The sequence below is a fragment of the Chamaesiphon minutus PCC 6605 genome, from assembly GCF_000317145.1.
GTDB lineage: Bacteria > Cyanobacteriota > Cyanobacteriia > Cyanobacteriales > Chamaesiphonaceae > Chamaesiphon > Chamaesiphon minutus.
This window is the reverse complement of record NC_019697.1, coordinates 2,227,283-2,249,495: the sequence shown is the minus strand read 5'-3', so window position 1 is coordinate 2,249,495 and position 22,213 is coordinate 2,227,283. Positions and strand designations below refer to the sequence as shown.

Sequence of the window (22,213 nt, the reverse complement as noted above, 5' to 3'; positions counted from 1 at the left end):
TTGCCTCTCCCCTACACCACAAAAGATTCGCACAAAGTCACCTCCCCCGATCGCACTTGCAGCTTAAACTCCATCCCTAATGTCGAGCGAAATCGTGGCAACACAATCGCATTATCCAGATCGCGAGTCGTCACCGATCGCATCACCTCATCCTCACTAGACAACAGCTCCAACGTCAAACCCGCAGGTAGGGTAGCATTGAGATTGTCAGAGCGCAGTTGTACCTGAATCTCCAAGCGTTGGCGTAGCCGCTCTGAAAGAGAATCGTCCGCTGCTGGTGCCACCGATAACAGCAGAAATAACACGCGATCGGGCAACTGCAACGCTTTAACACGGCGCATGGTTGACGTGGGTGCCTCCGATTGCCGAAATGCCAATCCGAGTTGGGCATCCTCACCCCAGAAATCTTCAACCGCTTGCCAACCCGACGCAAACACATTTTGCAGCCAACCGCTGAGTCGATTGACGGCGGTAGTGACATTAGTTTGGGGGTCAACTTCACCCTGACGGAGTGCGACTAATTGCTGTCGCCACGCGCGATTGCTAATTAATGCGCCCCACAATTCAAACGGGATTTCTAGGCGAGGATTGGGGACAGATGCCAAGCGTTGCAGTAGATTCTCCGCCCGAACGGCCTCTACAGTAGGCAGTGGGGCGATTTCCGTTTGGGTAACTTCTTGCGGATTGAGTTGTTGGATCACCCACAATCCAGAGACATCGGCAATTAAATGATATGCGTCGAGATGGTAAGTGCGATCGATCGGGTCGTATCGCGCTTTCGATTTGAGCATCTGGTGGGTTGTATAGCCCCAACAATGCAGCAGTTCGGCATCGGGATCGATTTGTACCGCCAGGAAATAATCGCCAGCCAGAGCGGGAATATCGACCCATTCCTGGGGAATTTCGAGTTCGCTATGATCGATCGCTTTAGATGGCAAGAGCATCAGTCGTTTGCCATTGAGTTCCAATCCGCTACCATTAACAAATTGCCACAGATTATCCGCCGATCGATCGCGCAGATCGGGAAAGTCTGCTCTGACATATTCAGTCAGTAATTCGGTGGCGATGCGGTTGAGATAAACATTCCAGGTCGCGGAGATCGATCGATCTGCCTGAGCCTGTTCCCAAGCCAGCTCACTCAACGATGCGGGAATAGGTAATGCGAGTTGGGAAATGGGGATAAGCTGGCTCATGACGATTCTCCTAGACGTTCTAGCGGTTAAAAACTGATTCCAGCCACTCTTCCAGGAGTGCGCTGATAGAATTAATCACGTCTGAAGTTGGCGAAATATGCAAAGTGGCTTGTCCCCAGACGAGGATCGCTTTGAGTAAAGTTTCCCGCGTTTTGGAGAGTTTTCGGGAGACAGTGTATTGTGGCATGTCTAGCTGTTGGGCGATCTGTTGTTGGGTCGCCCGATCGCGATAATACAGGTTCAGCAGTTGGCGAGAAGGTGCGTCGAGCCGATCGATCGCCGTCTGCAAGACCTCAACCATTTGCTGCTGTTGGGTTTGACGTTCGGCTCTAGTTTCTTGCTCTTCTAGATGTGCCATCGGTTCGAGATCGTTCCCAACTAAATCGCTTTCCCATTCAGCATCGTTATCCTCACCCTTCTTCACATTCAACGAATTAACGGTGGGATACAGATAGCTGCGGACTTTTTTTGCTGCATCGAGCAACCATTTTTCGATGTCTTTGGCAGTTGCGGCGGTTAAGTGGGGAAAGTCTCGGCGAGAGCGGTTGTATGACTGCTCGATCGCTTGCCAGATTTCAGGCGTGGGAGCCGCCAGCGTGCGGAGTTTGGGCGATTTGTCTGGGCTATAATTTGTCGTCAAAGCTTGCCATGCGAGATAATACCGATCGCGCGTCAACCGATCGAAATTATTGGCGGCGAGGACATCTAATAGGCGTTTGCGACTGATTTTCTGCAACAGTCCCCACTCGCTACAAAAATCCACCTCTCGCCGTTGGCGCAGATAGTCCCGCAAAGTATTGCCAAAGACTGTATTGGCATAAGTCTTCAATCCCGATGGTTTGGAGGCATCGAAGGCGGCTAAGAGCTTGGGTACGTCAGCGATCGCCACCTGAAAGCCATCGGATAACTGCATCTGCGTCGAACCCATCCGGGGCATTACTCGACTCACCGACCAAAAACAAGTTTCCTGTAAATAAGCCGACAAATGGTCGATTGGCTGTCGCCGTGCGGGATTAGTTGCGTCTAAATGTTGGGTATATTGCCGCAACCAATAAGTCGCCCAAAAATCCTCACTACCGCGCGGCTCAATCGCGATCGATTTTGTCATACTGCGATTCAAACGCGGATCGATCGCCCATAGCGTCGGTCGATCGCCCTCAAATTGCAAAAATGCGGAAAATATCTCGATTAAATCTTTGCGTTGACGCACGATTTTAACCCAGCAGAAAGTATAGATTTAAGATATTAATCTCATCATAGCCGATCCTCGGCCAGAACTAATAGTAAATATGTGTTAGTGTAAGATGTGAGTATTACCAGGGATTGCCGATCGTGGTAAATGCCGCCCAATAGTAAGGATGAGACAAATCTCGATCGACTGATGGTTGTAATTCTGATGGTAAACTGCCGCGCGATCGACTAGAAATCGGACTATTTTTAAATGTTAAATCCCCTTTGAGCATTTTTTTGAGCTTTTAAGTCTGCGGCAACGGGTTGAATCAACCAGCGATCGAGTTGCCAGCCCAATTCTACCTGTCAGATGACATCAACCACATCATTTCGATCGAGCGATCGTTGCAAATTTTGCCCGTTTAAAGGTTGGGGTTTCGGTCTGGTATTGAGTGCCAACCTAACGACAGGCTCAGTTCTAGTGGCGGCGGCTAGGTCGCTCCAAAATCCACTAGAAGTTGCCAGTGTGATGCAAATACAGGCGCTCGCCAGCACACGCCAGATCGAGATCTTCAGCTTCATGGAAATTTTTAGATTTGGGACAAAACATTAATCGATCGAGCTTGGCTAACGGGGATTTCACGATAATAGCCCAAGTTGCTAGCGATGAGTTATCAGTGAAAAGAGCGGCTAGGGACAAGCACCCGACGCAATCTGGCCTCTGGGGTTGAAGAAGGTTTTGTCGTTCACGAAACACATATCATTGATAAGGGGGAAGGATTGTTGGATAAAGACCTGGCGATTGAGACTCATGCGACCTGTGACGGTGACGATTCGCCGCCCTCCCTGCCGCATCTCTTCCTTACTTATCGGGATGGAAACCGATCGTTTTTGAAAGAGTAGCATGTTTTGAGTATGAAAGGTGGGGATGTTCCGGAGAACTCGCCCGTTAACGGTTTTAATCTGCCCTGTGACAAAGTATTCTGCGTCATAGCCGCCTTGATTAGAAAACGAGATCGTTGCGTTGGGTGCGAATACTTGTGCCATAGCTGGAGCCAGATTTGCACTCATCATGGTGGCAGCACTTACAACAGCCAGCGCGAGAGCTTTAACGGATTTGAGCGAGTGTAGAAGTTTCATAATTCCTTGTTTCCAATGGTGTATGTTTGCTTGTGAGGAGATACACGTTTGGAATTTTTGGTTTATGCAGGTGTGTGTGACCCGACACGAAGCCAAGATATGGTTGACGATGAGCAAATTGAAGTAGAGGCAATCGATCGATTACCTCTACCTTGGCGTGAGAATTGAGATATTTTTTGGCAGTTTGTATAAAATTATTGTGCTGTTGAAAGTGAAACTTTAGAAGAGCCGGGAGGGAGCGATTTGAGCAGTTGTGCCCCTTGTGCTTGGGTCAGTTGTCGGGGAGAAATTCCCAATGCGGTAAAGAAACTATCGTTACTAACAACGTGGGAACGAATGCCATCAACCACAATCAATCGTCCAAAGGCGGGAGAAATAAAGCCTTTAACTCGGTTGGGAGAGTTACAAGGTAGATCTCCACTGCCATTGAAGGTAAAAGGACCCCGTTCGAGTCGATCGTATTCTGGGGCGGTAACGAGTTTGTGAGGAATGCGGCTCCAGAGTCGATCGAGTGCCGGACAACCGATCTTATAGGATTGTAATTCCGCTTCAAAAATCGCGATCGACGGACGACCTGGTAAAAAAACAACTCGTGCTGGGGTAGCTGCCAAGCTAGCAGCCGCAAACCCAGAGATTACGCTAACAATCGTGGTAGCAGCGAGAGTAAATGCTTTGGCAGAGTTAAAAAATTTCATGGTGGGTGTTTCCTGTGGTAAATGAGGTGTTTTGAACTTGTGATGATATCCACGTTCGGAATTTTTGGTTTATGCACAGTCGGTGAAAAAAAGTTTGTTTTGTTGTTCGACAGTAATCGCTCGGTCGCTCTAAACGAAATGCTGAATCAAAAACTGTGCTAAATCGGGTGGGAATGGTTGTTTATGCACGAGCTGACCTGTTGCCAGATATTCCAGTTCGGCAGGGGTCGAATGCCGTCCCAGAATTTCGTTGCGATGGGGTTGCCGACCGAATCGATCGATAACAGCTCGATGACGGCGAGCTTGGGCGGCGGAAAATGCTAACAAGGGGCGATATTCTGCTGGTGAATCACTCACCAGTCGATCTGCTAACTCGATCGCCATGTCGAGGTAATGCAGATCTTCGGTATGTCCCAATGGCAGGAAGAAAAATGTTTGCTCCCACGGTGTTTCAAGCGTTGCATAATCACCGTTCGCAATTCCTTCGATCGCTAGCGCGCAAGCTGTTTCATCCTGAGCATACGATCGGGCATGACCCCGATAAATCGTGCGCGAGAACTGGTCGAGAACGAGAATGAGGGCGAGTCGAGATCGCGGTTGCTGCGACCAATCATCGAGTTCGCCTCGAATCGCACGTTCTAATAGCGGCGTAAACCGATCGCTTATTTCGGCATCGCCACCCCCGCGAAACCACCACTCCCATTGCCTTACCCGCGCCGCTGGATCGTGACTGGGTAAGCTGGGAAACCAGAACTGCAACACATCTTCAAATTCTTCAGTGTTCATATCATGCTTCTGTGATTTGGGCTAATTTTGAATTGGCAGGTCTTTAGCGATCGAACATCATTTGAGCCAGTTGCCCATAGTGTTCGAGATAGAATTCTGGGGGATTGGCGATCGATCGGCAGTAACTGTGGGTCGATCGGCTACTATTAGATTCTGTCAAAGAGCTGAGAGTGCCAATGCCGTCATCGAAATGGCATTCGCAGATCGAGCCAGTGGCGGGCTTCATCGTCAGAGCCAAATTCGAGAGAGCGATTGCTAACCGGGTCGTAGGCTTGCCAGTAGACATTGCCATTGCGATCTCGTTTTTTGTAGAAAATGGGTTCCTCCTGTGGCTCGAAGGCTGTAACGATCGCCTGACGAAGTTTGCCAAACCAAGATTTATGCTGGGTTCGATCGGCTGTTGGTTGTTCGATAGAATGAGTTTCCCCATCGATCTCGCTGCTAGTTTTAGCATTCATGATATTTGTGACCTGTGTTTACTTAGAAAGGGGTGTGCGGGAGACTAGAACTTAGCTTGAACCAGCCGCCCGTAGCGTTCGAGATAAAATTCTGGCGAATTGGCGATCGATCGGACTGATTCCCGTTGAGCTACTGCTGCTTGCCATTCCTGAAGTCGATCCAGTCCAGATGGCAACCCAAAGCCTCGGAAGTGCTCCAACACGGCTAATTGCTCGAACCAAGGGTAAAAAGTCAGATCGACGAGACTCAGCTCTGTCCCCATCCAGTAGGGCGCACTGGTGGAATTTTTACACAAACCCTCATGTTCCATGAAGCGCAAATGCTCGATCAGCTCTGTTAATAACGCCGTTGGGTGTGAGTCGCGACCGTGTAACAGTTTTCCGGTAGTAGCGAACAAGCGGGTATCGGCAAAATTAATCCAAATGCGTGCCTGTGCCCGCTGCATCGGCTCTGTGGGTAACAGTGGCGGATTGGGGAAGGTTTCCTCTAAATACTCATTGACGATCGCCGATTCCCAGATGCGGTTATCGCCATGTTTGAGGACGGGGACTTTGCCATAAGGCGAAATTTCGAGAAAGTTAGCAGGCTTATTTTGGGGGTCGATTTCGATCGACTCAAAGGGAACACCTTTTTCTTTTAAGGTTAATCGTACTCGGTGGGCAAAAGGACACAGAATTGCACTGTAAAGTTGAATTGTAGGCATGGTAGAACTCCTAGATCTGGTTGCTAGAGGTAGGGGCAATTTATGAATTGCCCCTACCTGTGGCAACCAAATTACCCAAACCCTTTTGAATGGTTATATTTCATGCTGCTGTCGGTTGTTGCGCCGCTGCTGCTTGCGCTGCCGCAACCAAAGATTCTGGTGACATAAAAGCGAGATATCGATCGACCAGCTCTGGCGGTAACAATTCGATGAGTAATTGATTTTCCACCCAGAATTCAATTACATCGAAGTAATTATCGCCGCGACGACAATGCGCCATCCGCCAACCTTCTCGTTCGGCGATCGATTGAATTTGAGCGGTGCTGACTGGCACCGAAATAGCCGTATGATTGGCGGTGTAAATCGATGCGGCTGGATTTGGTAGCAGGTGACTTGGTTCATTAGCCGCATCGCCTGGGAATAAGGCAGTACCAAATGGATGAACTTCAACCATCGTTCCCTGCGGATCGAAAGCTAGTGCGACGTGGCTGCCAGGATGACCGGGGAAAGGTACAGATTGTCCTTGCAGTATTTCTGCTAGCACTTGGCTAACGTGCAGTGGATGGTGTGCGGCGATCGAAAAGTGGTGAATCATAAAATTAACTCCATTAAATTTTGGCGATCGGTCATACAGCCATTTCTGGTTGCGGAATCAAGCCGAGCTGTTGCATCATCGTCAGATCGTCTCGGATGACCCAATGCTCGGCTACCTTGCTATCCTGGACTCGTAAAATATGAATCTGTCGCTGGCAAATTGACTTACCAGTAGGCGGCATTTCCAAAAAACCTGGAAACCGACCTTGATGAGTGGCAGTGAGGGTACAGCGCATCACGACCTTATCTCCTTCGGCAATGAGATCTTCAATCGCGTGATGATGGTCGGGGAATGCTTGAGTGATGGTGTGAATGAATTGCTTCATCGACTCCGGATCTCGCGATGCCACAGGGGTGGGATCGTGATTGGTAAACTCTGAATGGACTAATTCATCGATCGCATTGACGTTGCGTTGATTGAAAACTTCTTCGTAAAAACGGCGGACGATATCTTTATTTGCGGTGGTAGACATTTTAGAATTCTCCTTGAAAAATTTATTAAGCTGGTACAGATTCAAGATGCTGTCCTAACATTTGCTCGATCGATTCTAGTTCCATAATTTCTAGATATTGAGGTGTAAATTCTGGTGGCATAAATTCAAATAGAATTCGATTTTCAACCCAAAACTCAATTAAACTGAATGGAGCATCTCCCTGTTTGCGGGTCAATACTCGCCATCCTTCCTGTTGCCCGATCTGCTCGATTTGCTGCTGGGTAGTAGGAACTGAAACAGCGGCATGGATAGCCACCAATTTGGTGGGAGTAGCTTGAATTACTTTCGCTGGTTCGATTTCAGTACTTGGACTCCATACATCTCCTTCTTTAAACACTACAACATGAGTGCCATATTCATCGAAAGGTATGACGATATAACTATCAGAAACTAGGAATTTATATACCTTCCCATTCCAAATTTTTGCTAGAACACCAGCTACCCGCAATGGATCGCGAGCATCGATTCTCGTTCCGAGAGGCTTCGCCAACGAAATGTGATGAATCATGAGATTAACTCCGTTAAATTAATTGAACGTCAGCCTGCGATTGACATCGCGGCTAATGATGCAAAGTCCGCGAAGGCGGACTAATATTTCATGCTGAGGAATGGTTTCTAACCGCTTGGCTGATTTGAGTCGATTGCTTAAAAAGTGGCGCAAGATAGATTGTCGGCACGAAGTACAGATTGTTGTTGAAAAGCCGTGGTATAAGCTGTGCGAATTTGTTCGATCTGCTGGTTACTATTCGTTCCGACGGGATAGAGCAATATCAATAAATTCGATCGCTCTTTAATAACCGCACCGCGAGCATTTTTGAATTGACCGTTACCAGTTAACAAAGTGAAGCCATCGGGGAATCTGGGTGTAACTTCGCGATCGAGAAACCGTTGGAATTCAGTACTATTTACTTCGGTTCCATTTGGTTTACGCAATCCAAAAAATAGTTCGGTACGAGCAACAGATTTACCTGCTGGAATATTGCTACAGAGCTGCTGAGGATTTTTAGCGATCGATCGTTGTTCGATCTCATCTGTACTAGAATAATTTTGAGAGACAGAAAAGGTGGAAATACCAATCGTTGTCAATAATCCCGCACAAATTAAACTCTGAGTGATATAGTTGCTCCATTCAATTTTTCTCATTGCTGACAATAATTTTGGTAGCATTGCCCGAATTTATCGATGCCAAAAACTGCTCGATCTGCTGAGAAGATCTCAGATGATAGACATTTTTATTGTTTTTAGCCTTTTGGATATACTCGCGATATTTTGGAGTTAAGTATCGATCGCACAACCACAAATTACGATAACTATTTATCGAACTCTTCAAGATTGGGCTATTTTCCGGCCAGCCTGCTGGTGGATTAAAACTACCCGTTAACATCCTTTTAGTCACCCACCAAAAATGTAAATACAGTGGCAAATCGACAAATACCAAGCTATCGGCTGCATCCAGTCTCGGCCAGAGCGTTTCCATACAACCAAAGCCATCAATAATCCAGCGATCGGTAGCCAGAATTTGGGCGTGAATGCGCTGATATTCTGCGACTGGAACGGCAACACCATTCTGTCTAAATTGGATTTTATCCAAGCTGTGTAGTGGGGAACCCAGGATTTCTGATAATTTCTGGCTTAAAGTTGATTTCCCGCCACCAGCATTGCCAAACACTGCTACTTTTTTCATGTTTCCTCTTCTCTCTATATAGTGCGATCGATTAACTCGCTCTAGATTGCAAGATCTATTTTTAAATTAAGATCGGAGTGGATTAGATTAGGGTAAAGATCGCCAATTTTTGAAATAATTCATTGACAGGCGATCGCCGATCTATTCGCTATTGCCAGAAATTTAATCGTTGATGCAGCCTCTGTGCAAGAGAATTGATTCAACTATCCTCATGCTTTAACAGTGACGTTGAAAGGAACGATGTCTGCGCTAAATTTTCGACTCCGAATAACAACGACATATTTTCCAGATGCTAGATTTCTGGTAAATGAATGCGAAAAAGAACCCGAACTTTTAGCAATTATTTCCCCCGGATCGAGTACACGATTATTATTAAAGTCCCGCACTAATAACAAATCGGTTGCTCCTCCGTTAGATGTACCGCTAAAGCGTACGGTAGAGTTACGAACGAGGGTAAATTGCCGGAAATCTTGGGCATCGTCGGTAGTGGTCACATCGCCTTTAATCGTCCGAGATTGCCCGTTATCCACATTCCCCTCATCATCTGCTGCACTGAGGCTATTGTCAAAATCGGGTGTAGCAAGGGCTGGGGTAGCCAATCCAGCACAAGTTAATAGACCGATTAATGTTAATGTGAGACTAGATTTGAAAAAATTCATGACGATCGTTCCTGTTTTAGTTGTGGGTTGGGATGAAGGTGTTAACCTGCTCCATGTCTCCACAATAAGCTCTCACAAATAGTTTGACAGCCAGAAAAGATCGGTAAAAGTCTGCCGTTCGCGATCGGAAAAGATCGGATCGTCGATCGTAATTATTAGATGATTAGAATTAGCACACGACAGTGCCATATGGTTAAATTCTGGCAGCAATTGATGAAAGAGCCTCCGACATGAAGTCTATAAATACTTGAAGTTTTCCAGAGTGTTGGCGATGTTTTGGGTAAATCGCATACAGGGTCAGAGGTTCCGTAGACCATTCTTTCAAGACAGTTTTTAGCATCCCACCTTCTAATCCATCTAAGACTGTGAACAGGGGCAAAAAAATCAAACCTAGTCCCGCGACAGCAGCTTGACTCGCCGCAAGGCTATTGTTCACTTTTAAAGATCCATCAACATGCACTGATACTGTTTCATGACCTCGCCCAAAACTCCACTCATGGGGCGATCGCGCCAGCGTGTAAATCACACAATGGTGCTGCTTTAGATCCTCTGGGGATTTTGGTTCGCCATACTGCTTCAGATATGTCGGTGACGCACAAACGACCCGTTGAATATCGCCGATTTGATGCGCGACCAGACTATTATCGTTGACCAATCCGCCCCCTCTGATCCCCACATCAAATCCCTCCTCAATGAGATCCACATAGCGATCGTTGAGGATGAGTTCGATCTGTATATCTGGATAAATTGATTGAAATTGATAAATGGCTGTTGCGACATGGGTTAAACCCAGAGACATTGGTGCTGTCACGCGAAGCAGTCCGTGAGGTTTGACCGAGAGATCGGCAACACATTCTTCAACACTTTCCAGTTCATCCAGAATCGAGGAAACCCGCTGAAAATAGACTTTTCCGGCTTCAGTCAAGTTCAAACGTCGGGTGGTCCGATGGATCAACTGGGTTCTCAGTTCTTTTTCCAGTTCCTGGACATTTTTACTAACAGCCGCATTCGATAAGTTTAGAGCCTCTGCTGCTCGGCTAAAACTCTCCAACTCAACGACCCGTCTAAAAACTTGCAGAGCAGTTAATTTGTCCATAGAAAATCACTCCCAAAAGGCTCCATATCGCCACTTATATTATTCACCATAGGTGAAAAGTTATTCAACTAAATCGATCTTTGTCTTTTCTGAGTGAAGAGTTATGGTTAACCTATGCGCTTCAAGATGTGATAGCCCAAAGCGGAGGAACTATGAATCAAGCACAAGTCTATACGGTGGATAAACAGGTTGACGGCATTGAATATTTCGCGATTGTCGATCTACTCAAGCGATATTATGACGCTTTATATCGTTGTGATACAGCTCTTTTGGCAACTGTTTTTCATGCCAGTGCTCGATACTTTACGGCATCTAGTGGAGAACTCTTCCACCTGGATATGCATTCCTATTTCCCAATCGTCGAGCAACGAATTTCTCCTGAATCATCCGGTGAACCCTATGTATTTTCAATCGATTCGATCGAGTTGGCAGGGGCTGTCACCGCGATCGCCCGAATGCGTTGTTCCATGCTAGGTAAAGATTTTATCGATCTCCTTACCCTCATTCAGCTTGAGGGCGAATGGAAAATCATTGCCAAAGTCTTTCACTACACAATCCATCCAGACACGGCGATAGTGCCAACAAGCCGAAATTAGCAGGAGGTCAAACCATGCCCTATATAAACATCAAAATCACTCGCGAAGGCGCAACAGCGAAGCAAAAAGCTGAACTCATCAAAGGTGTAACAGAACTTTTGGTGCGTGTTCTAAATAAGACACCCGCAACAACATTTGTTGTCATTGATGAAGTTGCGACTGAAGATTGGGGAATTGCTGGCGTGTCTGTGAAAGAACTTCGGCAAGGCATTCAGCCACAATCACAGTAAAAATGTCGATCTAGACAGTCAAATCTTTGAACTAAATTGGAGGTAGATAACATGACAACTCAGACTGTAATTATCACGGGCGGTGCAACTGGCTTAGGTTATGCCATTGCTGAAGCATTTTTGCACGATTCGGCTGCGCCGACGCTACGCGAACGGGCGAATGTAGTACTGAACGGGAGAACGTTCTCAAAACTTGAAACGGCGGCTCAAAAACTCGATCGACCCGTTCGCGTAGTGTCGCCCTTGGCGAATCGTATCCATCTTGTAGCAGGTGACATTACCGATCCGACATTTGCCCCAAAACTAGTTGACGAAGCTGTTTCCAGGTTTGGTCGAGTGAATGTGCTCATTAATAATGCTGGCATCTTTGCGGTCAAACCGTTCACTGAATATAGCATTGGTGAGTTAGACCAATATCTAAACTATGTTCGCGGTACCTTTGCGCTCACTCAAGAAGCTGTCAAGCAAATGCGCTTGCAAGGAGATGGCGGCGCAATTATCAACATTGGGACGATTCTCACATTCCACGCTAGCCAGTCAATTCCTTCATCAGCACCGATTATGGCGAAAGCCGCAATTACAGCGATGGCGAAAAACCTAGCCTTTGAGTTGGCCAAGGATCGGATTCGGATCAACACGATCGCGCCTGGAATTGTCCCCACACCCCTTCATGGTGAACTGACCCCAGAAACATTAAATTCTTTAGATTGGCAGCATCCTCTGGGTCGGGTTGGCACGCCCAAAGACATCGCCGATGCTGTTCTCTATTTAGCAAATGCAAGCTGGGTAACGGGCACGATCCTCCCAGTGGATGGTGGTATTGCGGCTGGAGGAGATGGCCTTAACAGGAGTTGAAATGCAACAGAGCAAAACAATTCAGAATCTATGGGCAATGGCCTCATTCGGCGTGGCTGCGGCTTACCTTGGAGCAGCAGTTGTGACACTCTTGATGCCACCGAAACTTCAGGGACGAACTGATGTCTCACCCCACGAATTTTGGATGGCACTCTCTCAGGAGCCTACGGCACACCTGTGCTTCCACTGGGCCTGGATCGTCGCAGGGTTATGCGGTCTCGCGGCAGTGCCAGCCATCTCCCGCATGGTTTACGGGCTGAATCAAGAAGCTGTCTTGTGGTCTGGCCTTGCGGCTCTGTTCGGATTTGCGACTCATGCCCGCAGCCATCTCATGGAACAGGCTTGGGATCGTAAGATTATTCCGCTGTATGCAACTGCCGATCCTGCTTTCCAACAGGCAGTTCATGTCGTTGCCGGACTCGCCCTAGACATTGGCGATGGTGTGCTTACCTTTGGTGCGATCGGGATCTGGATTTTAATAGTTAGCAAGCTTGCCCTGCATTCCAATTACCTGCCACGCTTTTTCGGCTATCTGGGTTTTGCGGCAGCATTATCGCTAGTTGCTGGGATGGCGGGCTACGGTTTATCCATCCGCCCGCTGATTGTATTCTCGATCGGTGCTGGTGCTGGGCTGCTAGTTCCAGTATGGTTCGTATGGGCAGGTATTCTGCTCCGTCGTAACACCACCAAACATCCACATTTTACCAGAATGTTTTAGCCAATTCAGTCAAGGCAAACATAACAATCCAACCGGACAATGTTATTCCATGTGGCATCAACTAGGAGGCTAATAATATGAACCAATTACCGATTTCAGCCCAATCTGTTCCTGCAACGATGGGCAAAACTATTTATCCCGAACCTTATGCCGAGCAAGTCAAAGGAAGGTTAAAACAAAAACTAGGCGAGTGTTTTGGATTGACTCAGTTTGGGGTCAATCTCACCCATCTTTCACCTGGTGCCCTGTCTGCCCTTGCTCATAGTCACTCCAAGCAGGATGAATTTATTTTTATTCTGGAGGGAACCCCAACGCTAGTATTGGGAGAACAGGAATTCTCGATGGTGGCGGGAGATTGCTATGGATTCAAAGCGGGGACAGGTATCGCTCATCAATTAGCGAATCGATCGTCAGAAATTGTGACCTATTTGGAGATCGGCGATCGCACCGCAGGCGATGAAGTTGATTATCCAAATAACGATCTACAAGCAACTCAAATGACTGATGGAACTTGGAAAATAGCACATAAAGATGGCAGTCCATATTAGCAATACAAAGCTTCGATACAATGAAGTAGTGGAGTCTTTTACAGGAGATTCAACATGCGTCAGCTCAAATATTATGTCGCTTGTATTGTAATAACAGTTGTGTATTCTTAAATTAGAAGCCTCCCCCTCTTGACCCTCACGTTAGGTGAGGGTTTTAAGATAGAAGTGTTCCTGTTTTTTAAGAATGAGAGTAAACAAAGGAGTTACACAAATGGAAGCCATAACCTTTAAAGTCGGCGATCTATCGAAACGAACGGGCTTGTCGATCCGGACGCTACACTACTACGATGAAATTGGATTGTTATCTCCATCCCATCGGACAGAATCTGGATATCGCGTTTATGCCAAGCAAGATATCATCCGTCTACAGCAAATCATAACTCTAAAGCAAATTGGGTTTTCGTTAGAAGATATGCGAAGTTGCTTGGATAATGGCGATCGTGCCTTTGCCGAAATGGTTCAATTGCATGTTGCCAAAGTTCGCAAACAGATCGAGCTGTCTCAACAGCTTTTAGAACGATTAGAAAGCGTCGAACAAACTGCCGCAAAACTTGATGCAGTTCCCGTTGAAGAAGTTCTCCAGATTATCCAAGTTATGGACATGCTAGAAAATTACTATAGTCCCGAGCAGCTTGAAACCCTGAAGCAACGTCAAGAACTATTGGGAGAAGAAAGAATGCAACAGGCACAAGTCGATTGGGAAGACTTGATTGCCCAAGTTCAGGCGGAAATGGAGAAGGGAACAGACCCAGCTAGCGAAGTGGTGCAAGCTTTAGTGCATCGTCGGCAAGCTTTAATTCAGGAGTTCACGGGTGGCGATCCTGAAATCGAAGCGGCTTTAAATCAGATGTATGAAGAAGGAGGAGAGACAGTTAGCCATTGGGGAGAAAACGATGCTGCCTTAGCGTCCTATATGGAGCGGGCGTTGCAATGCCAGGTCAGTTGAAGATATAGCAGTTAGGACACAACGATTGTTCGCGGAGCGTTCCCGTAGGGTAATCGTCGCTAATAATGCAAAGTCTGCCTACACAGACTGAGATTGAAAGTGTCTTAATAGTCATAGCGATTGCCATAACACCCAATGATGGCTTTTTTCTAAATTGCTTGCAGAATATAGAACGTATAACCGTAGGAGTCGCTAAATCGTTCAAACATTCGCATCTCTGCTTCAGTTTCATCAATAACCGATTGTCTTGCAGACAGGCTCCGCCAACGAGTAATTGGGGTAATTTCGATTTGCTGCATCCGTTCGCGCAGCGGTTCGTAATAATTGACCCACCAAGCCTGACTCGGCAGCCGATGGGTAGAAAGTACGCTAAAGCCAGACCGATTTGCCCGAACGATATTCTCAGCCTCAGTCCCCATCATTGGATAGGCATTTTGCCAATATGCGATCGCAGCCTCTGGCGGACGATCGATAAACCAACTTAGCTCAGATATAACGGCAATACCACTCTCCGCAAGCAGCGGTCGCCAGAGTTTAAGACCCTGCTCGAACCCAAGATGATAAATCGCGCCCTCAGACCACAGCAAGTCAAACATACCCACTGACCGATCGAGCTTACCCATATCACCTTGAATCGGCACGATTAAATGCTCAAGATCGAGCTGTTTTGCCCGCGCTTTGAGTTCGTCGATAAAAACCGCAGAGGAATCGACTGCCACGACCGTACTTTGGTAGTATTGTGCCAGCAGCAATGCACCAGCACCGCTGCCACATCCGAGATCGGCAATTCGCGGATTGAGGGGCAAAGTAGGAAGATGGTTCAAAATATGGCGCGAGAAGTCAGAGTCACCTGGCCCTTGCCGATCGTGTCCACGGTGTAAATTGATTAAAGCAGCAATGTACTCAGTTTGAGTGTCTGTACTCATAGGGATTTTTAGTAACCTTTAATATCGAAAGGATCTTGCCGTCTAACGTTAACGATCGCCAACAGGAGAATTATGCTCGAACTTAGACCAACCTGCGAACATTGTAATAAAGCATTGCCACCAGACTCACTTGAGGCTCGCATTTGTACTTATGAATGTACCTTTTGCGCTACTTGTGTGGATAGTATTTTAGGCAATAATATTTGCCCAAATTGTGGTGGTGGCTTTGTTTCCAGACCGATTCGACCATCGAAAAACTGGAAAGATAACAATTATCTTAGCAACGATCCTGCCAGCATCAAAGTCAAACATAAGCCAGTAGATCTAGCTGCTTATGCCAAGCTGGTAGCTGCAATTAATAACTTGCCTCCAGAACAACGGTAGTGTAGAAAATACCTAATTAAAGCAGATTAAAGGTAGGGTTAAAATGCTGTTATCGTGTTTCTAGAATTTTCTTAATGGTTGGTAATGCCGCCTGAACCCCCTCTGGAGTTGGTGCCGTTTGTCGAAAACTCTCGCGCTGCGACAATCGCTCGATCCAGGCATTTAAACCAGGATAAGAATCTAATGAAATACCAAACATAGCGACAGATGGAACCAGCGTACCCGCGACAATATCGGCTATCGTAAATGTATTTCCAGTGAAGTAGGGGCGATCTCCGAACAGCTTGCTGTCTGCGCCAGCAATCGTATCCTCAAAAAATTGTAAAATTGCGTTCGCGCGTTGTCGTGCCTTTTCAACGCTCGTTGGATCGATCTCTACTCCTATCAGTTGCTTGCTTAATGTAATGGCAGCAGGCTGTAACTCAGTTAGGGAAATTATCGAAATCATCCGCGCAATTGCCAATTTATCCAATTCTTTTGGCATTAACTCCGGCACGGGATATTTCGCTTCGAGGTAGTCTAAAATCGCTAATGATTCAAATATCCGCAATCCGTCATCGACGATCGCTGGAACTTGTTGCAGTGGGTTGATAGCAGTAAATTCGGATTGAAATTGTTCGCCATCCAGGTTGACGATAATTGGTTCAAAGGGAATTTGTTTCTCTAGTAAAGTAATCCAAACTCGTTGCGAATTGGCCGAAATCGTCGCGTAGTAAAACTTCAACATAGATTTTACCTCGATTTAATCCGATCGTCTAGATCGATGATAGCGCGTTGGCAGAGCCTCCGTAGGAGAATCGTCGTCAAATTTTCGTGCAGCACGAGGCGATAGCGGTGGATTTAGTCGATCGAATACCCTTATGCTTACTCACCACCGCGCTGCATTATAAGCAAAAACCAGACGATCCGAGAGTGTGGATGGAACTATCGATCGAGGAGCGTAAGATATTGCAACAAGCTTTGGGTATAGATTCAGTTGCATCGCGCGATTGAAATCGCCGCTCATGGTGCAAAGTCCGCCTACGCGGACTAATCTCCCAGTCCGCGTAGCGAAAAGTGCGGTCTTGGGGTTTCCCCAAGTAGAGCACCTTTTCAAGACAGGCGGACTTTGCATCACTAGCAACGACTTCTAGTCGTTGAAAATTCTGAGATCGATCGAAATGTTAAAATGTTAACTTTTGCCCAGAGAACCCGACTCGCAATTTAACAATCGATCGAGAATGGCAATTTTTTGGATATTCTTGCTAGTCCGAAGCTGCTGTTCGATCGCAATATTAGTTAGCTCCATTTTCAGTCGGGCTAGATAGGTAGATTTTAGTTCATCTTCCGTATCAGATGCCTCGATCCGATCGTAGTTATCCCTATAGCTTTTACCCAGATCGAAATTAATCTGTTTAGCCAGAGATTGCACCACAAACCGTTGTTCGGGGCGAGCGGTGGCTAGCAATTTGGAGAACGACTGCTTATCGAGTAAATTCGCAGTGGCTGCTTCTGAAAGCTGAGATTGTAGCCAGGATTCGGAGGTGGAGATCGGTAAATCGGCAGCTTGTTCGTCAACTTTAGCAAAAGCATGGGCTTCAAGATAAGATACCCGCCCATCTCGGTTATAGTCAGCAGAGGCTACGCGCTGCCCGATGCGATTGGTGCCGCTCAAACCAGCAAAAAAGCTCGAACTATAGTCTCGATAGTCGGCTTCATTGACTTCAGGAGTACAGCCCACCGACGGTAAATACTTAGTGGTAGCAAAAAAACCACAACGATGTCGTTCGGCAATTTTAGCCTGCGGATCGCCATTTTCATAAACGAGCGAGTTAGTAAACGCACCTGCATAACATTGCACCATGACAGTGATGACGGGCTTTGTGGGCGGCAACCGATCCAAAAATGTTGCAAACTCTCGCACACTCAAGCTTTGCTCGTTCCACAGCAGCATCGTGTTGTTATCTTCGTCTTCTCGGTTGCGGGAACCGTGCCCGGTAAAGTAAAAAAACAGCGGACGGCGATCCGATCCGGATGCGTTGGCAATCTGCTGGAGCGATTGCTGTAAATTGTCAACTGTTGCCGCAGCTTGTAGATAGGGGATATTGGGTGCTTTGAATCGTTCTGAGCGATTTGCGTCTAAATAGCGTACCGTTTCGCGTCCATCGTTACCATTGGCAAATAAAATTGTCGCTTGGCTGGGATCGAAACCCAATGTCTTCATCGTGCGTTGAAAATAAAGCACATTTTTTTCGATCGCAATTTCGTTATAGGATGGTGCGCCACCACCGCCCAAAACTAAAAAATCGGGTACAGTTGCCGATTTTCGGCTGGTAAGATTTTGACCAGCATTACTTGTCGATCCTAATGGCGAAGAAGACTGAAGATTTGCACCCTTGAGTGACGGCTGAGTGGCAATAGCTACTGTTACTAAACCACAGATCGACACGATCGGTAAAATCGATAAAAAACGCATCATCCTTAGCCATCACAAATTAGTTCCTATTGTACTCAGCATGTTAAAAAAGATCGCTCAGTAGTTTCCACATAAAATCCCTGAAATTTAGAGTAGGGGCAATTGTCAATTAAGCAGCGATCCAACGGACGACAATTACATCAAAGTAATTGTTGAATTATTCGGACTAGAATAAGACTAGACATTCTGGCAGGATCTTTGCCAATGACAGCAGATGAAGCCTTAGCATTACTCGATCGACTGCTCCAAGAACAGAGTCTCCGCGATCTTCAAGAGCAAGTGTTTCGTCACGCTTGGGAAGGTTGCACCTACCCCAAAATGGCCGAGCTAATCGGTTATGACACTGGATACATCCGCGATATCGGTTACGAACTGTGGCGACAATTAACTCAGGTATTGGGCGAACCCGTCACCAAAAATAATTTACAAGCGGTACTACGCCGCCGGAGCAACATTGCACCAGAACTAGTGGATCGAGCGGTGTCGGCAGTTGTCGAACCGTCGAATCCCGTCAGCTCAGCTTCACCCCCAGATCGAGATTGCTATTGGGGCGAGCAGATCGATGTTTCTAGCGTCATTGGGCGTGAAAATGAACTCCAGCAGTTGGAAATATGGCTGGATGACAATTCTGAAGTTAATCCCTTCGAACCACGTTGTCGGCTGATTTCGATCGTCGGCATGGGTGGCATGGGTAAAACATCAATTGCCGCCAAACTCACTCAAAAGTTAGCAGCCGAGCGCAAATTCGAGCGCATTGTCTGGCAATCCTTACGTAATGCCCCACCGTTGGATAAAATTCTCTTTCAACTTATTGCCTTTGTCTCCCACCAACAGCAAACCGAATCTGCGGATACCGTGGATGCCCAGATCTCGCAATTGATGGCATATCTACGCACTACTCGCTGTCTGATTGTCTTCGATAATTTTGAATCGATTCTCTCCCATGGCGGTTATCGCGATGGTTATGCTGGGTATAGCGAACTCCTGCGCCGGATCGCAACCGAACATCATGCTAGTTGTTTATTATTAACCAGTCGGGAAAAGCCCAAAACTTTGATTCATTTAGAAGGAGAATCTGGGGCAGTTTGCACGTTGGATTTACTTGGTTTGAGCGAAATAGAAGTGGCCGAGATCGGTTCTGTGAATGGTTGTCATACAGCCGATTTCAGCGATTGGCATCAATTACAGCAATCTTACTCCGGCAACCCGTTAGCAATTAAAATTGCAGCGACGACAATTCGAGATTTATTTGATGGTAGCGTGAGCGCGTTTTTAGAACAGGGGGTAATTCTCTGCAATGGGATTGAGGCTTTACTGGCACAGCAATTCGCTCGATTGTCCGAGATCGAGCGACAGGTAATGTACTGGCTAGCGATCGGGCGCGAAGCTATTTCGATTTCTCAACTATTAGCAGACTTCATTCCTAGCGGATTTCGCTCTCAAGTTTTAGCCGCATTACAATCGTTAGATCGTCAAAGTCTGATTGAAAAAAGTTCGAGCTGCTTTACTTTACAACCCGTGGTGATGGAGTATGTCACTGACATATTTATCGAGCAGATTTGCGAAGAAATTACCACATCTAATGTGGTGATTTTCAATAGTCATGCACTGATTCAGGCTCAGACCAAAGACTATGTACGCGAAAGCCAAGTGCGAATGATTTTAGTCCCGCTGGTCGATCGACTCATGGGTAAATTGCGATCGAAACCAGAAATTAAGCAGCAACTCGATCGATTATTAGTTAAGTTGCGAACTGAATTTGCTGGCACAAAAGGCTATGCAGGTGGCAATCTTATTAACCTTTACCGTCATTTGGCAGTCGATCTGAGTGGTTATGATTTTTCGGGTTTGTGTATTTGGCAAGCCTATCTGCTGAATGTAGATTTACATAACATTAACTTTGCCGATACCGATGTGGCCAAGTCAGTCTTCACTGAAATCTTTAGCACCATTCACTCACTAGCCTTTAGTCCCGATGGCAACTATCTTGCTAGTGGAGATTTTAACGGCGATATTCGCTTGTGGGATGCGCGGACTCACCAACTTCAGTCAATCTTAAAAGGTCATGCCAACTGGGTACAAGCGATTACATATAATCCTGTTCGTTCGCTGTTGGCTAGCAGCAGTTATGACTGCACCATCAAGCTGTGGGATCTCAATACGGGTGAGTGCTGGCGGACGTTGACCGAACATACCCAGGGAGTCTATTCAGTGGCATTTAGTCCAGATGGCCAGATCTTGGCTAGTGGCGGCGACGATTATACTATCAAACTGTGGGATGTCAATAATGGGGAATGTTTGACTAGTCTTCAGTATGAAGCTAATCCAACTCATGATATCAAGTCGCTAGCCTTCAGTCCTGACGGTCGGATCGTTGCTAGTAGTAGTACCGATTGCACGATTCAACTCTGGCACATCCAGGATGGCAGCAATGGTACCTACTGGCAAACCCTGGCGGGTCATCAAAGCTGGATTTTGTCTGTAGTCTTTAGTCCAGATAGCAAGTTTCTAGCTAGCGGCAGCGATGATACTACCGTCAAGCTCTGGGATCTTGCTACTGGCGAGTGTTTACACACTTTTGTCGGGCACAATGATGAAGTGCGAGCGGTCGCCTTCAGTCACGATGGTCGAATGCTCATTAGCAGCAGCAAAGATCGGACGATCGGATTGTGGGATGTCCAATCTGGGGAACGTGTCAAGACACTAATCGGTCATACGAAGTGGATCTGGAAGATGGCTTTCAATCCCCACGATCGAGTTATTGCCAGTAGCAGTGAAGACCGGACGATCCGACTCTGGAGTCTAGATTCCGGTCAGTGTCTCAAAGTTTTGCAGGGGTATACCAATACCCTATTTTCGATCGCTCCAGTGCCCGCGCCTGCATCAAATCTCGCTAATTCGCCCATATTGGTGGCTGGGAGCTACTTCGATCGACTCGTGCGACTCTGGCAGATCGATACTGGCGAATTTACCAGCTTCAAAGGTCATACTGATGCGATTAGAACCATTGCAATTAGTCCAGATGGCAAATTTTTAGCTAGCGGCGGTGGTAGTGCCGATCCGACGATTAAACTTTGGAGCATCCAGGATGGTCGATGTTACTGTAGCTTATCCGGTCACACCAACGAAGTCTGGTCGGTGGCCTTCAGCACGGATGGTCGAATGCTTGCCAGCGGGAGTACCGACCGCACGATTAGAATTTGGAGTACTCTGACGGGTGAATGTCTTCAGATTTTGACAGGGCACATGCACTGGGTGATGTCTGTCGTCTTTAGTTCCCCAGAGATCCTGGTTAGTGGTGGTTTAGATCGGACGATTAACTTTTGGGATCTTCAGACGGGTGAATGTGTGCGGACTTGGCAGGTGGACAGATCGACTTGTGCGATCGCGTTTAATCCCAGCAGCAAGACGATCGCCAGTGGGGGGGAGCGCATAGTGGAAGTGTGGGATGCGTCTACAGGTGCCTGTTTGCAAACTTTGTTCGGTCATACGCATTTTGTGTGGTCGGTGGCTTTTAGTCCAGATGGAGGGTTTCTAGCCAGTGGCAGTTTCGATCGCACCATCAGACTTTGGGATCTCCATACGGGTGAATGTCTGCAAGTATTAGCGGGACACGAAAGTGGAGTATTCTCGGTAGCTTTCATCCCTCAACATGGCACCGCTCGACAGTTGCTAGCCAGTTCTAGTGCTGATGCCACCATTCGCATTTGGGATATCGCTACGGGTGAATGCGTCAAAATCCTCCGCGTTCCTCGACCCTATGAAGGGATGAATATTTGGGGCATCCAAGGATTGACTGCTGCCCAGCAGGAGAATTTAATAGCTTTAGGAGCGATTCTATAGAATCTATTAGCGATCTTTTCGATCGTTGGTACCAACTCG

Annotated in this window: 28 protein-coding genes; 9 read left to right on the top strand and 19 right to left on the bottom strand. The window is 46.9% G+C overall.

All coding sequences use genetic code 11. The annotated features are described in order from the left end of the window. Positions 1-11: 11 nt before the first annotated feature. The 16 genes from CHA6605_RS10420 to CHA6605_RS10350 all read right to left on the bottom strand — a co-directional run bounded on the left by CHA6605_RS10420 (position 12) and on the right by CHA6605_RS10350 (position 10,673). Positions 12-1,193 carry a DUF1822 family protein gene (locus CHA6605_RS10420; protein ID WP_015159422.1) on the bottom strand — a complete coding sequence of 394 codons (1,182 nt, stop codon included), beginning with the start codon at positions 1,191-1,193 and terminating at the stop codon, positions 12-14. 19 nt (positions 1,194-1,212) lie between these two features. Further along, positions 1,213-2,403: a sigma-70 family RNA polymerase sigma factor gene (locus tag CHA6605_RS10415; protein WP_015159421.1), complete on the bottom strand. Its 1,191-nt coding sequence runs from the start codon at positions 2,401-2,403 to the stop codon at positions 1,213-1,215. 103 nt (positions 2,404-2,506) lie between these two features. After that, positions 2,507-2,656 (bottom strand): hypothetical protein, encoded by a 150-nt coding sequence (locus CHA6605_RS34015; RefSeq protein ID WP_157259952.1) that lies wholly within the window; start codon positions 2,654-2,656, stop codon positions 2,507-2,509. A 73-nt stretch (positions 2,657-2,729) separates the two neighbouring features. Beyond that, complete coding sequence (locus CHA6605_RS10410; RefSeq protein WP_015159420.1) at positions 2,730-2,945, bottom strand: hypothetical protein; 216 nt, start codon at positions 2,943-2,945, stop codon at positions 2,730-2,732. 108 nt (positions 2,946-3,053) lie between these two features. After that, complete coding sequence (locus CHA6605_RS10405) at positions 3,054-3,503, bottom strand: hypothetical protein (protein ID WP_015159419.1); 450 nt, start codon at positions 3,501-3,503, stop codon at positions 3,054-3,056. A gap of 194 nt (positions 3,504-3,697) precedes the next feature. Further along, positions 3,698-4,198, bottom strand: coding sequence for a hypothetical protein (locus CHA6605_RS10400; RefSeq protein WP_015159418.1), 501 nt, complete (start codon positions 4,196-4,198; stop codon positions 3,698-3,700). Between the two features lie 129 nt (positions 4,199-4,327). Further along, positions 4,328-4,984, bottom strand: a complete 657-nt coding sequence (locus tag CHA6605_RS10395; protein ID WP_015159417.1) for a DUF924 family protein — start codon at positions 4,982-4,984, stop codon at positions 4,328-4,330. A gap of 182 nt (positions 4,985-5,166) precedes the next feature. After that, positions 5,167-5,442, bottom strand: a complete 276-nt coding sequence (locus CHA6605_RS10390; protein WP_015159416.1) for a phage integrase Arm DNA-binding domain-containing protein — start codon at positions 5,440-5,442, stop codon at positions 5,167-5,169. Between the two features lie 44 nt (positions 5,443-5,486). Continuing rightward, entirely contained in the window at positions 5,487-6,146 is a 660-nt protein-coding gene (locus tag CHA6605_RS10385; RefSeq protein WP_015159415.1) for a glutathione S-transferase family protein, read from the bottom strand. 100 nt (positions 6,147-6,246) lie between these two features. Beyond that, positions 6,247-6,741 carry a hypothetical protein gene (locus CHA6605_RS10380; protein ID WP_015159414.1) on the bottom strand — a complete coding sequence of 165 codons (495 nt, stop codon included), beginning with the start codon at positions 6,739-6,741 and terminating at the stop codon, positions 6,247-6,249. A 31-nt stretch (positions 6,742-6,772) separates the two neighbouring features. Then, a complete protein-coding gene (locus CHA6605_RS10375) occupies positions 6,773-7,213 on the bottom strand; it encodes an ester cyclase (RefSeq protein WP_015159413.1) in 441 nt (146 codons plus the stop codon). Positions 7,214-7,238: 25 nt separating this feature from the next. After that, entirely contained in the window at positions 7,239-7,742 is a 504-nt protein-coding gene (locus CHA6605_RS10370) for a hypothetical protein (protein WP_015159412.1), read from the bottom strand. Between the two features lie 137 nt (positions 7,743-7,879). Further along, complete coding sequence (locus tag CHA6605_RS10365; RefSeq protein WP_015159411.1) at positions 7,880-8,377, bottom strand: DUF3574 domain-containing protein; 498 nt, start codon at positions 8,375-8,377, stop codon at positions 7,880-7,882. After that, a complete protein-coding gene (locus CHA6605_RS10360) occupies positions 8,364-8,918 on the bottom strand; it encodes a P-loop NTPase family protein (protein ID WP_015159410.1) in 555 nt (184 codons plus the stop codon). The genes CHA6605_RS10365 and CHA6605_RS10360 overlap by 14 nt, the downstream gene beginning before the upstream one ends. 209 nt (positions 8,919-9,127) lie before the next feature. Next, on the bottom strand, positions 9,128-9,577 hold the full coding sequence (locus CHA6605_RS10355; RefSeq protein ID WP_015159409.1) for a hypothetical protein: 450 nt from the start codon (positions 9,575-9,577) through the stop codon (positions 9,128-9,130). Positions 9,578-9,770: 193 nt separating this feature from the next. Continuing rightward, positions 9,771-10,673, bottom strand: coding sequence for a LysR family transcriptional regulator (locus CHA6605_RS10350; protein ID WP_015159408.1), 903 nt, complete (start codon positions 10,671-10,673; stop codon positions 9,771-9,773). A gap of 152 nt (positions 10,674-10,825) precedes the next feature. On the opposite strand from CHA6605_RS10350, the gene CHA6605_RS10345 reads away from it, so the two are divergent. From CHA6605_RS10345 to CHA6605_RS10320, 6 genes are all read left to right on the top strand, one after another. Then, positions 10,826-11,269: a nuclear transport factor 2 family protein gene (locus CHA6605_RS10345; RefSeq protein ID WP_015159407.1), complete on the top strand. Its 444-nt coding sequence runs from the start codon at positions 10,826-10,828 to the stop codon at positions 11,267-11,269. 14 nt (positions 11,270-11,283) lie between these two features. Next, positions 11,284-11,499 carry a tautomerase family protein gene (locus CHA6605_RS10340; RefSeq protein ID WP_015159406.1) on the top strand — a complete coding sequence of 72 codons (216 nt, stop codon included), beginning with the start codon at positions 11,284-11,286 and terminating at the stop codon, positions 11,497-11,499. Between the two features lie 51 nt (positions 11,500-11,550). Beyond that, a complete protein-coding gene (locus CHA6605_RS10335) occupies positions 11,551-12,354 on the top strand; it encodes an SDR family NAD(P)-dependent oxidoreductase (protein WP_015159405.1) in 804 nt (267 codons plus the stop codon). Between the two features lies 1 nt (position 12,355). Then, positions 12,356-13,072, top strand: coding sequence for a hypothetical protein (locus tag CHA6605_RS10330; protein ID WP_157259951.1), 717 nt, complete (start codon positions 12,356-12,358; stop codon positions 13,070-13,072). 77 nt (positions 13,073-13,149) lie between these two features. Further along, entirely contained in the window at positions 13,150-13,620 is a 471-nt protein-coding gene (locus CHA6605_RS10325) for a cupin domain-containing protein (protein WP_015159403.1), read from the top strand. Positions 13,621-13,831: 211 nt separating this feature from the next. Continuing rightward, entirely contained in the window at positions 13,832-14,566 is a 735-nt protein-coding gene (locus CHA6605_RS10320) for a MerR family transcriptional regulator (RefSeq protein ID WP_015159402.1), read from the top strand. Between the two features lie 149 nt (positions 14,567-14,715). Here the strand turns inward: CHA6605_RS10320 and CHA6605_RS10315 are convergent, their stop codons facing one another. Next, on the bottom strand, positions 14,716-15,492 hold the full coding sequence (locus CHA6605_RS10315; protein ID WP_015159401.1) for an SAM-dependent methyltransferase: 777 nt from the start codon (positions 15,490-15,492) through the stop codon (positions 14,716-14,718). 72 nt (positions 15,493-15,564) lie between these two features. Here CHA6605_RS10315 and CHA6605_RS10310 point away from each other — a divergent pair, with 72 nt between their 5' ends. Continuing rightward, a complete protein-coding gene (locus tag CHA6605_RS10310; RefSeq protein WP_015159400.1) occupies positions 15,565-15,876 on the top strand; it encodes a DUF1272 domain-containing protein in 312 nt (103 codons plus the stop codon). Between the two features lie 49 nt (positions 15,877-15,925). On the opposite strand, the gene CHA6605_RS10305 is transcribed toward CHA6605_RS10310, so the two are convergent. After that, positions 15,926-16,603: a glutathione S-transferase family protein gene (locus CHA6605_RS10305; RefSeq protein ID WP_015159399.1), complete on the bottom strand. Its 678-nt coding sequence runs from the start codon at positions 16,601-16,603 to the stop codon at positions 15,926-15,928. Between the two features lie 86 nt (positions 16,604-16,689). Here CHA6605_RS10305 and CHA6605_RS10300 point away from each other — a divergent pair, with 86 nt between their 5' ends. Further along, positions 16,690-16,869 carry a hypothetical protein gene (locus CHA6605_RS10300; protein ID WP_041547904.1) on the top strand — a complete coding sequence of 60 codons (180 nt, stop codon included), beginning with the start codon at positions 16,690-16,692 and terminating at the stop codon, positions 16,867-16,869. Between the two features lie 178 nt (positions 16,870-17,047). Here the strand turns inward: CHA6605_RS10300 and CHA6605_RS10295 are convergent, their stop codons facing one another. Beyond that, the gene (locus CHA6605_RS10295; RefSeq protein ID WP_157259950.1) at positions 17,048-18,334 is read right to left on the bottom strand and encodes a caspase family protein; all 1,287 of its coding nucleotides are present in this window, start codon (positions 18,332-18,334) and stop codon (positions 17,048-17,050) included. A 201-nt stretch (positions 18,335-18,535) separates the two neighbouring features. On the opposite strand from CHA6605_RS10295, the gene CHA6605_RS10290 reads away from it, so the two are divergent. Next, complete coding sequence (locus CHA6605_RS10290) at positions 18,536-22,174, top strand: WD40 domain-containing protein (RefSeq protein WP_015159397.1); 3,639 nt, start codon at positions 18,536-18,538, stop codon at positions 22,172-22,174. The last annotated feature ends 39 nt before the right edge of the window (positions 22,175-22,213 follow it).

What these genes read in the sequence shown, in the direction of transcription:
- CHA6605_RS10380 (WP_015159414.1), bottom strand. Translation starts at nt 6,741, where the DNA reads ATGATTCACCACTTTTCGATCGCCGCACACCATCCACTGCACGTTAGC.
- CHA6605_RS10325 (WP_015159403.1), top strand. Translation starts at nt 13,150, where the DNA reads ATGAACCAATTACCGATTTCAGCCCAATCTGTTCCTGCAACGATGGGC.
- CHA6605_RS10350 (WP_015159408.1), bottom strand. Translation starts at nt 10,673, where the DNA reads ATGGACAAATTAACTGCTCTGCAAGTTTTTAGACGGGTCGTTGAGTTG.
- CHA6605_RS10410 (WP_015159420.1), bottom strand. Translation starts at nt 2,945, where the DNA reads ATGAAGCTGAAGATCTCGATCTGGCGTGTGCTGGCGAGCGCCTGTATT.
- CHA6605_RS10405 (WP_015159419.1), bottom strand. Translation starts at nt 3,503, where the DNA reads ATGAAACTTCTACACTCGCTCAAATCCGTTAAAGCTCTCGCGCTGGCT.
- CHA6605_RS10375 (WP_015159413.1), bottom strand. Translation starts at nt 7,213, where the DNA reads ATGTCTACCACCGCAAATAAAGATATCGTCCGCCGTTTTTACGAAGAA.
- CHA6605_RS10395 (WP_015159417.1), bottom strand. Translation starts at nt 4,984, where the DNA reads ATGAACACTGAAGAATTTGAAGATGTGTTGCAGTTCTGGTTTCCCAGC.
- CHA6605_RS10340 (WP_015159406.1), top strand. Translation starts at nt 11,284, where the DNA reads ATGCCCTATATAAACATCAAAATCACTCGCGAAGGCGCAACAGCGAAG.
- CHA6605_RS10370 (WP_015159412.1), bottom strand. Translation starts at nt 7,742, where the DNA reads ATGATTCATCACATTTCGTTGGCGAAGCCTCTCGGAACGAGAATCGAT.
- CHA6605_RS10360 (WP_015159410.1), bottom strand. Translation starts at nt 8,918, where the DNA reads ATGAAAAAAGTAGCAGTGTTTGGCAATGCTGGTGGCGGGAAATCAACT.
- CHA6605_RS10295 (WP_157259950.1), bottom strand. Translation starts at nt 18,334, where the DNA reads ATGATGCGTTTTTTATCGATTTTACCGATCGTGTCGATCTGTGGTTTA.
- CHA6605_RS10385 (WP_015159415.1), bottom strand. Translation starts at nt 6,146, where the DNA reads ATGCCTACAATTCAACTTTACAGTGCAATTCTGTGTCCTTTTGCCCAC.
- CHA6605_RS10365 (WP_015159411.1), bottom strand. Translation starts at nt 8,377, where the DNA reads ATGAGAAAAATTGAATGGAGCAACTATATCACTCAGAGTTTAATTTGT.
- CHA6605_RS10330 (WP_157259951.1), top strand. Translation starts at nt 12,356, where the DNA reads ATGCAACAGAGCAAAACAATTCAGAATCTATGGGCAATGGCCTCATTC.
- CHA6605_RS34015 (WP_157259952.1), bottom strand. Translation starts at nt 2,656, where the DNA reads ATGCTCAAAGGGGATTTAACATTTAAAAATAGTCCGATTTCTAGTCGA.
- CHA6605_RS10310 (WP_015159400.1), top strand. Translation starts at nt 15,565, where the DNA reads ATGCTCGAACTTAGACCAACCTGCGAACATTGTAATAAAGCATTGCCA.
- CHA6605_RS10390 (WP_015159416.1), bottom strand. Translation starts at nt 5,442, where the DNA reads ATGAATGCTAAAACTAGCAGCGAGATCGATGGGGAAACTCATTCTATC.
- CHA6605_RS10335 (WP_015159405.1), top strand. Translation starts at nt 11,551, where the DNA reads ATGACAACTCAGACTGTAATTATCACGGGCGGTGCAACTGGCTTAGGT.
- CHA6605_RS10290 (WP_015159397.1), top strand. Translation starts at nt 18,536, where the DNA reads ATGACAGCAGATGAAGCCTTAGCATTACTCGATCGACTGCTCCAAGAA.
- CHA6605_RS10345 (WP_015159407.1), top strand. Translation starts at nt 10,826, where the DNA reads ATGAATCAAGCACAAGTCTATACGGTGGATAAACAGGTTGACGGCATT.
- CHA6605_RS10355 (WP_015159409.1), bottom strand. Translation starts at nt 9,577, where the DNA reads ATGAATTTTTTCAAATCTAGTCTCACATTAACATTAATCGGTCTATTA.
- CHA6605_RS10420 (WP_015159422.1), bottom strand. Translation starts at nt 1,193, where the DNA reads ATGAGCCAGCTTATCCCCATTTCCCAACTCGCATTACCTATTCCCGCA.
- CHA6605_RS10320 (WP_015159402.1), top strand. Translation starts at nt 13,832, where the DNA reads ATGGAAGCCATAACCTTTAAAGTCGGCGATCTATCGAAACGAACGGGC.
- CHA6605_RS10400 (WP_015159418.1), bottom strand. Translation starts at nt 4,198, where the DNA reads ATGAAATTTTTTAACTCTGCCAAAGCATTTACTCTCGCTGCTACCACG.
- CHA6605_RS10315 (WP_015159401.1), bottom strand. Translation starts at nt 15,492, where the DNA reads ATGAGTACAGACACTCAAACTGAGTACATTGCTGCTTTAATCAATTTA.
- CHA6605_RS10305 (WP_015159399.1), bottom strand. Translation starts at nt 16,603, where the DNA reads ATGTTGAAGTTTTACTACGCGACGATTTCGGCCAATTCGCAACGAGTT.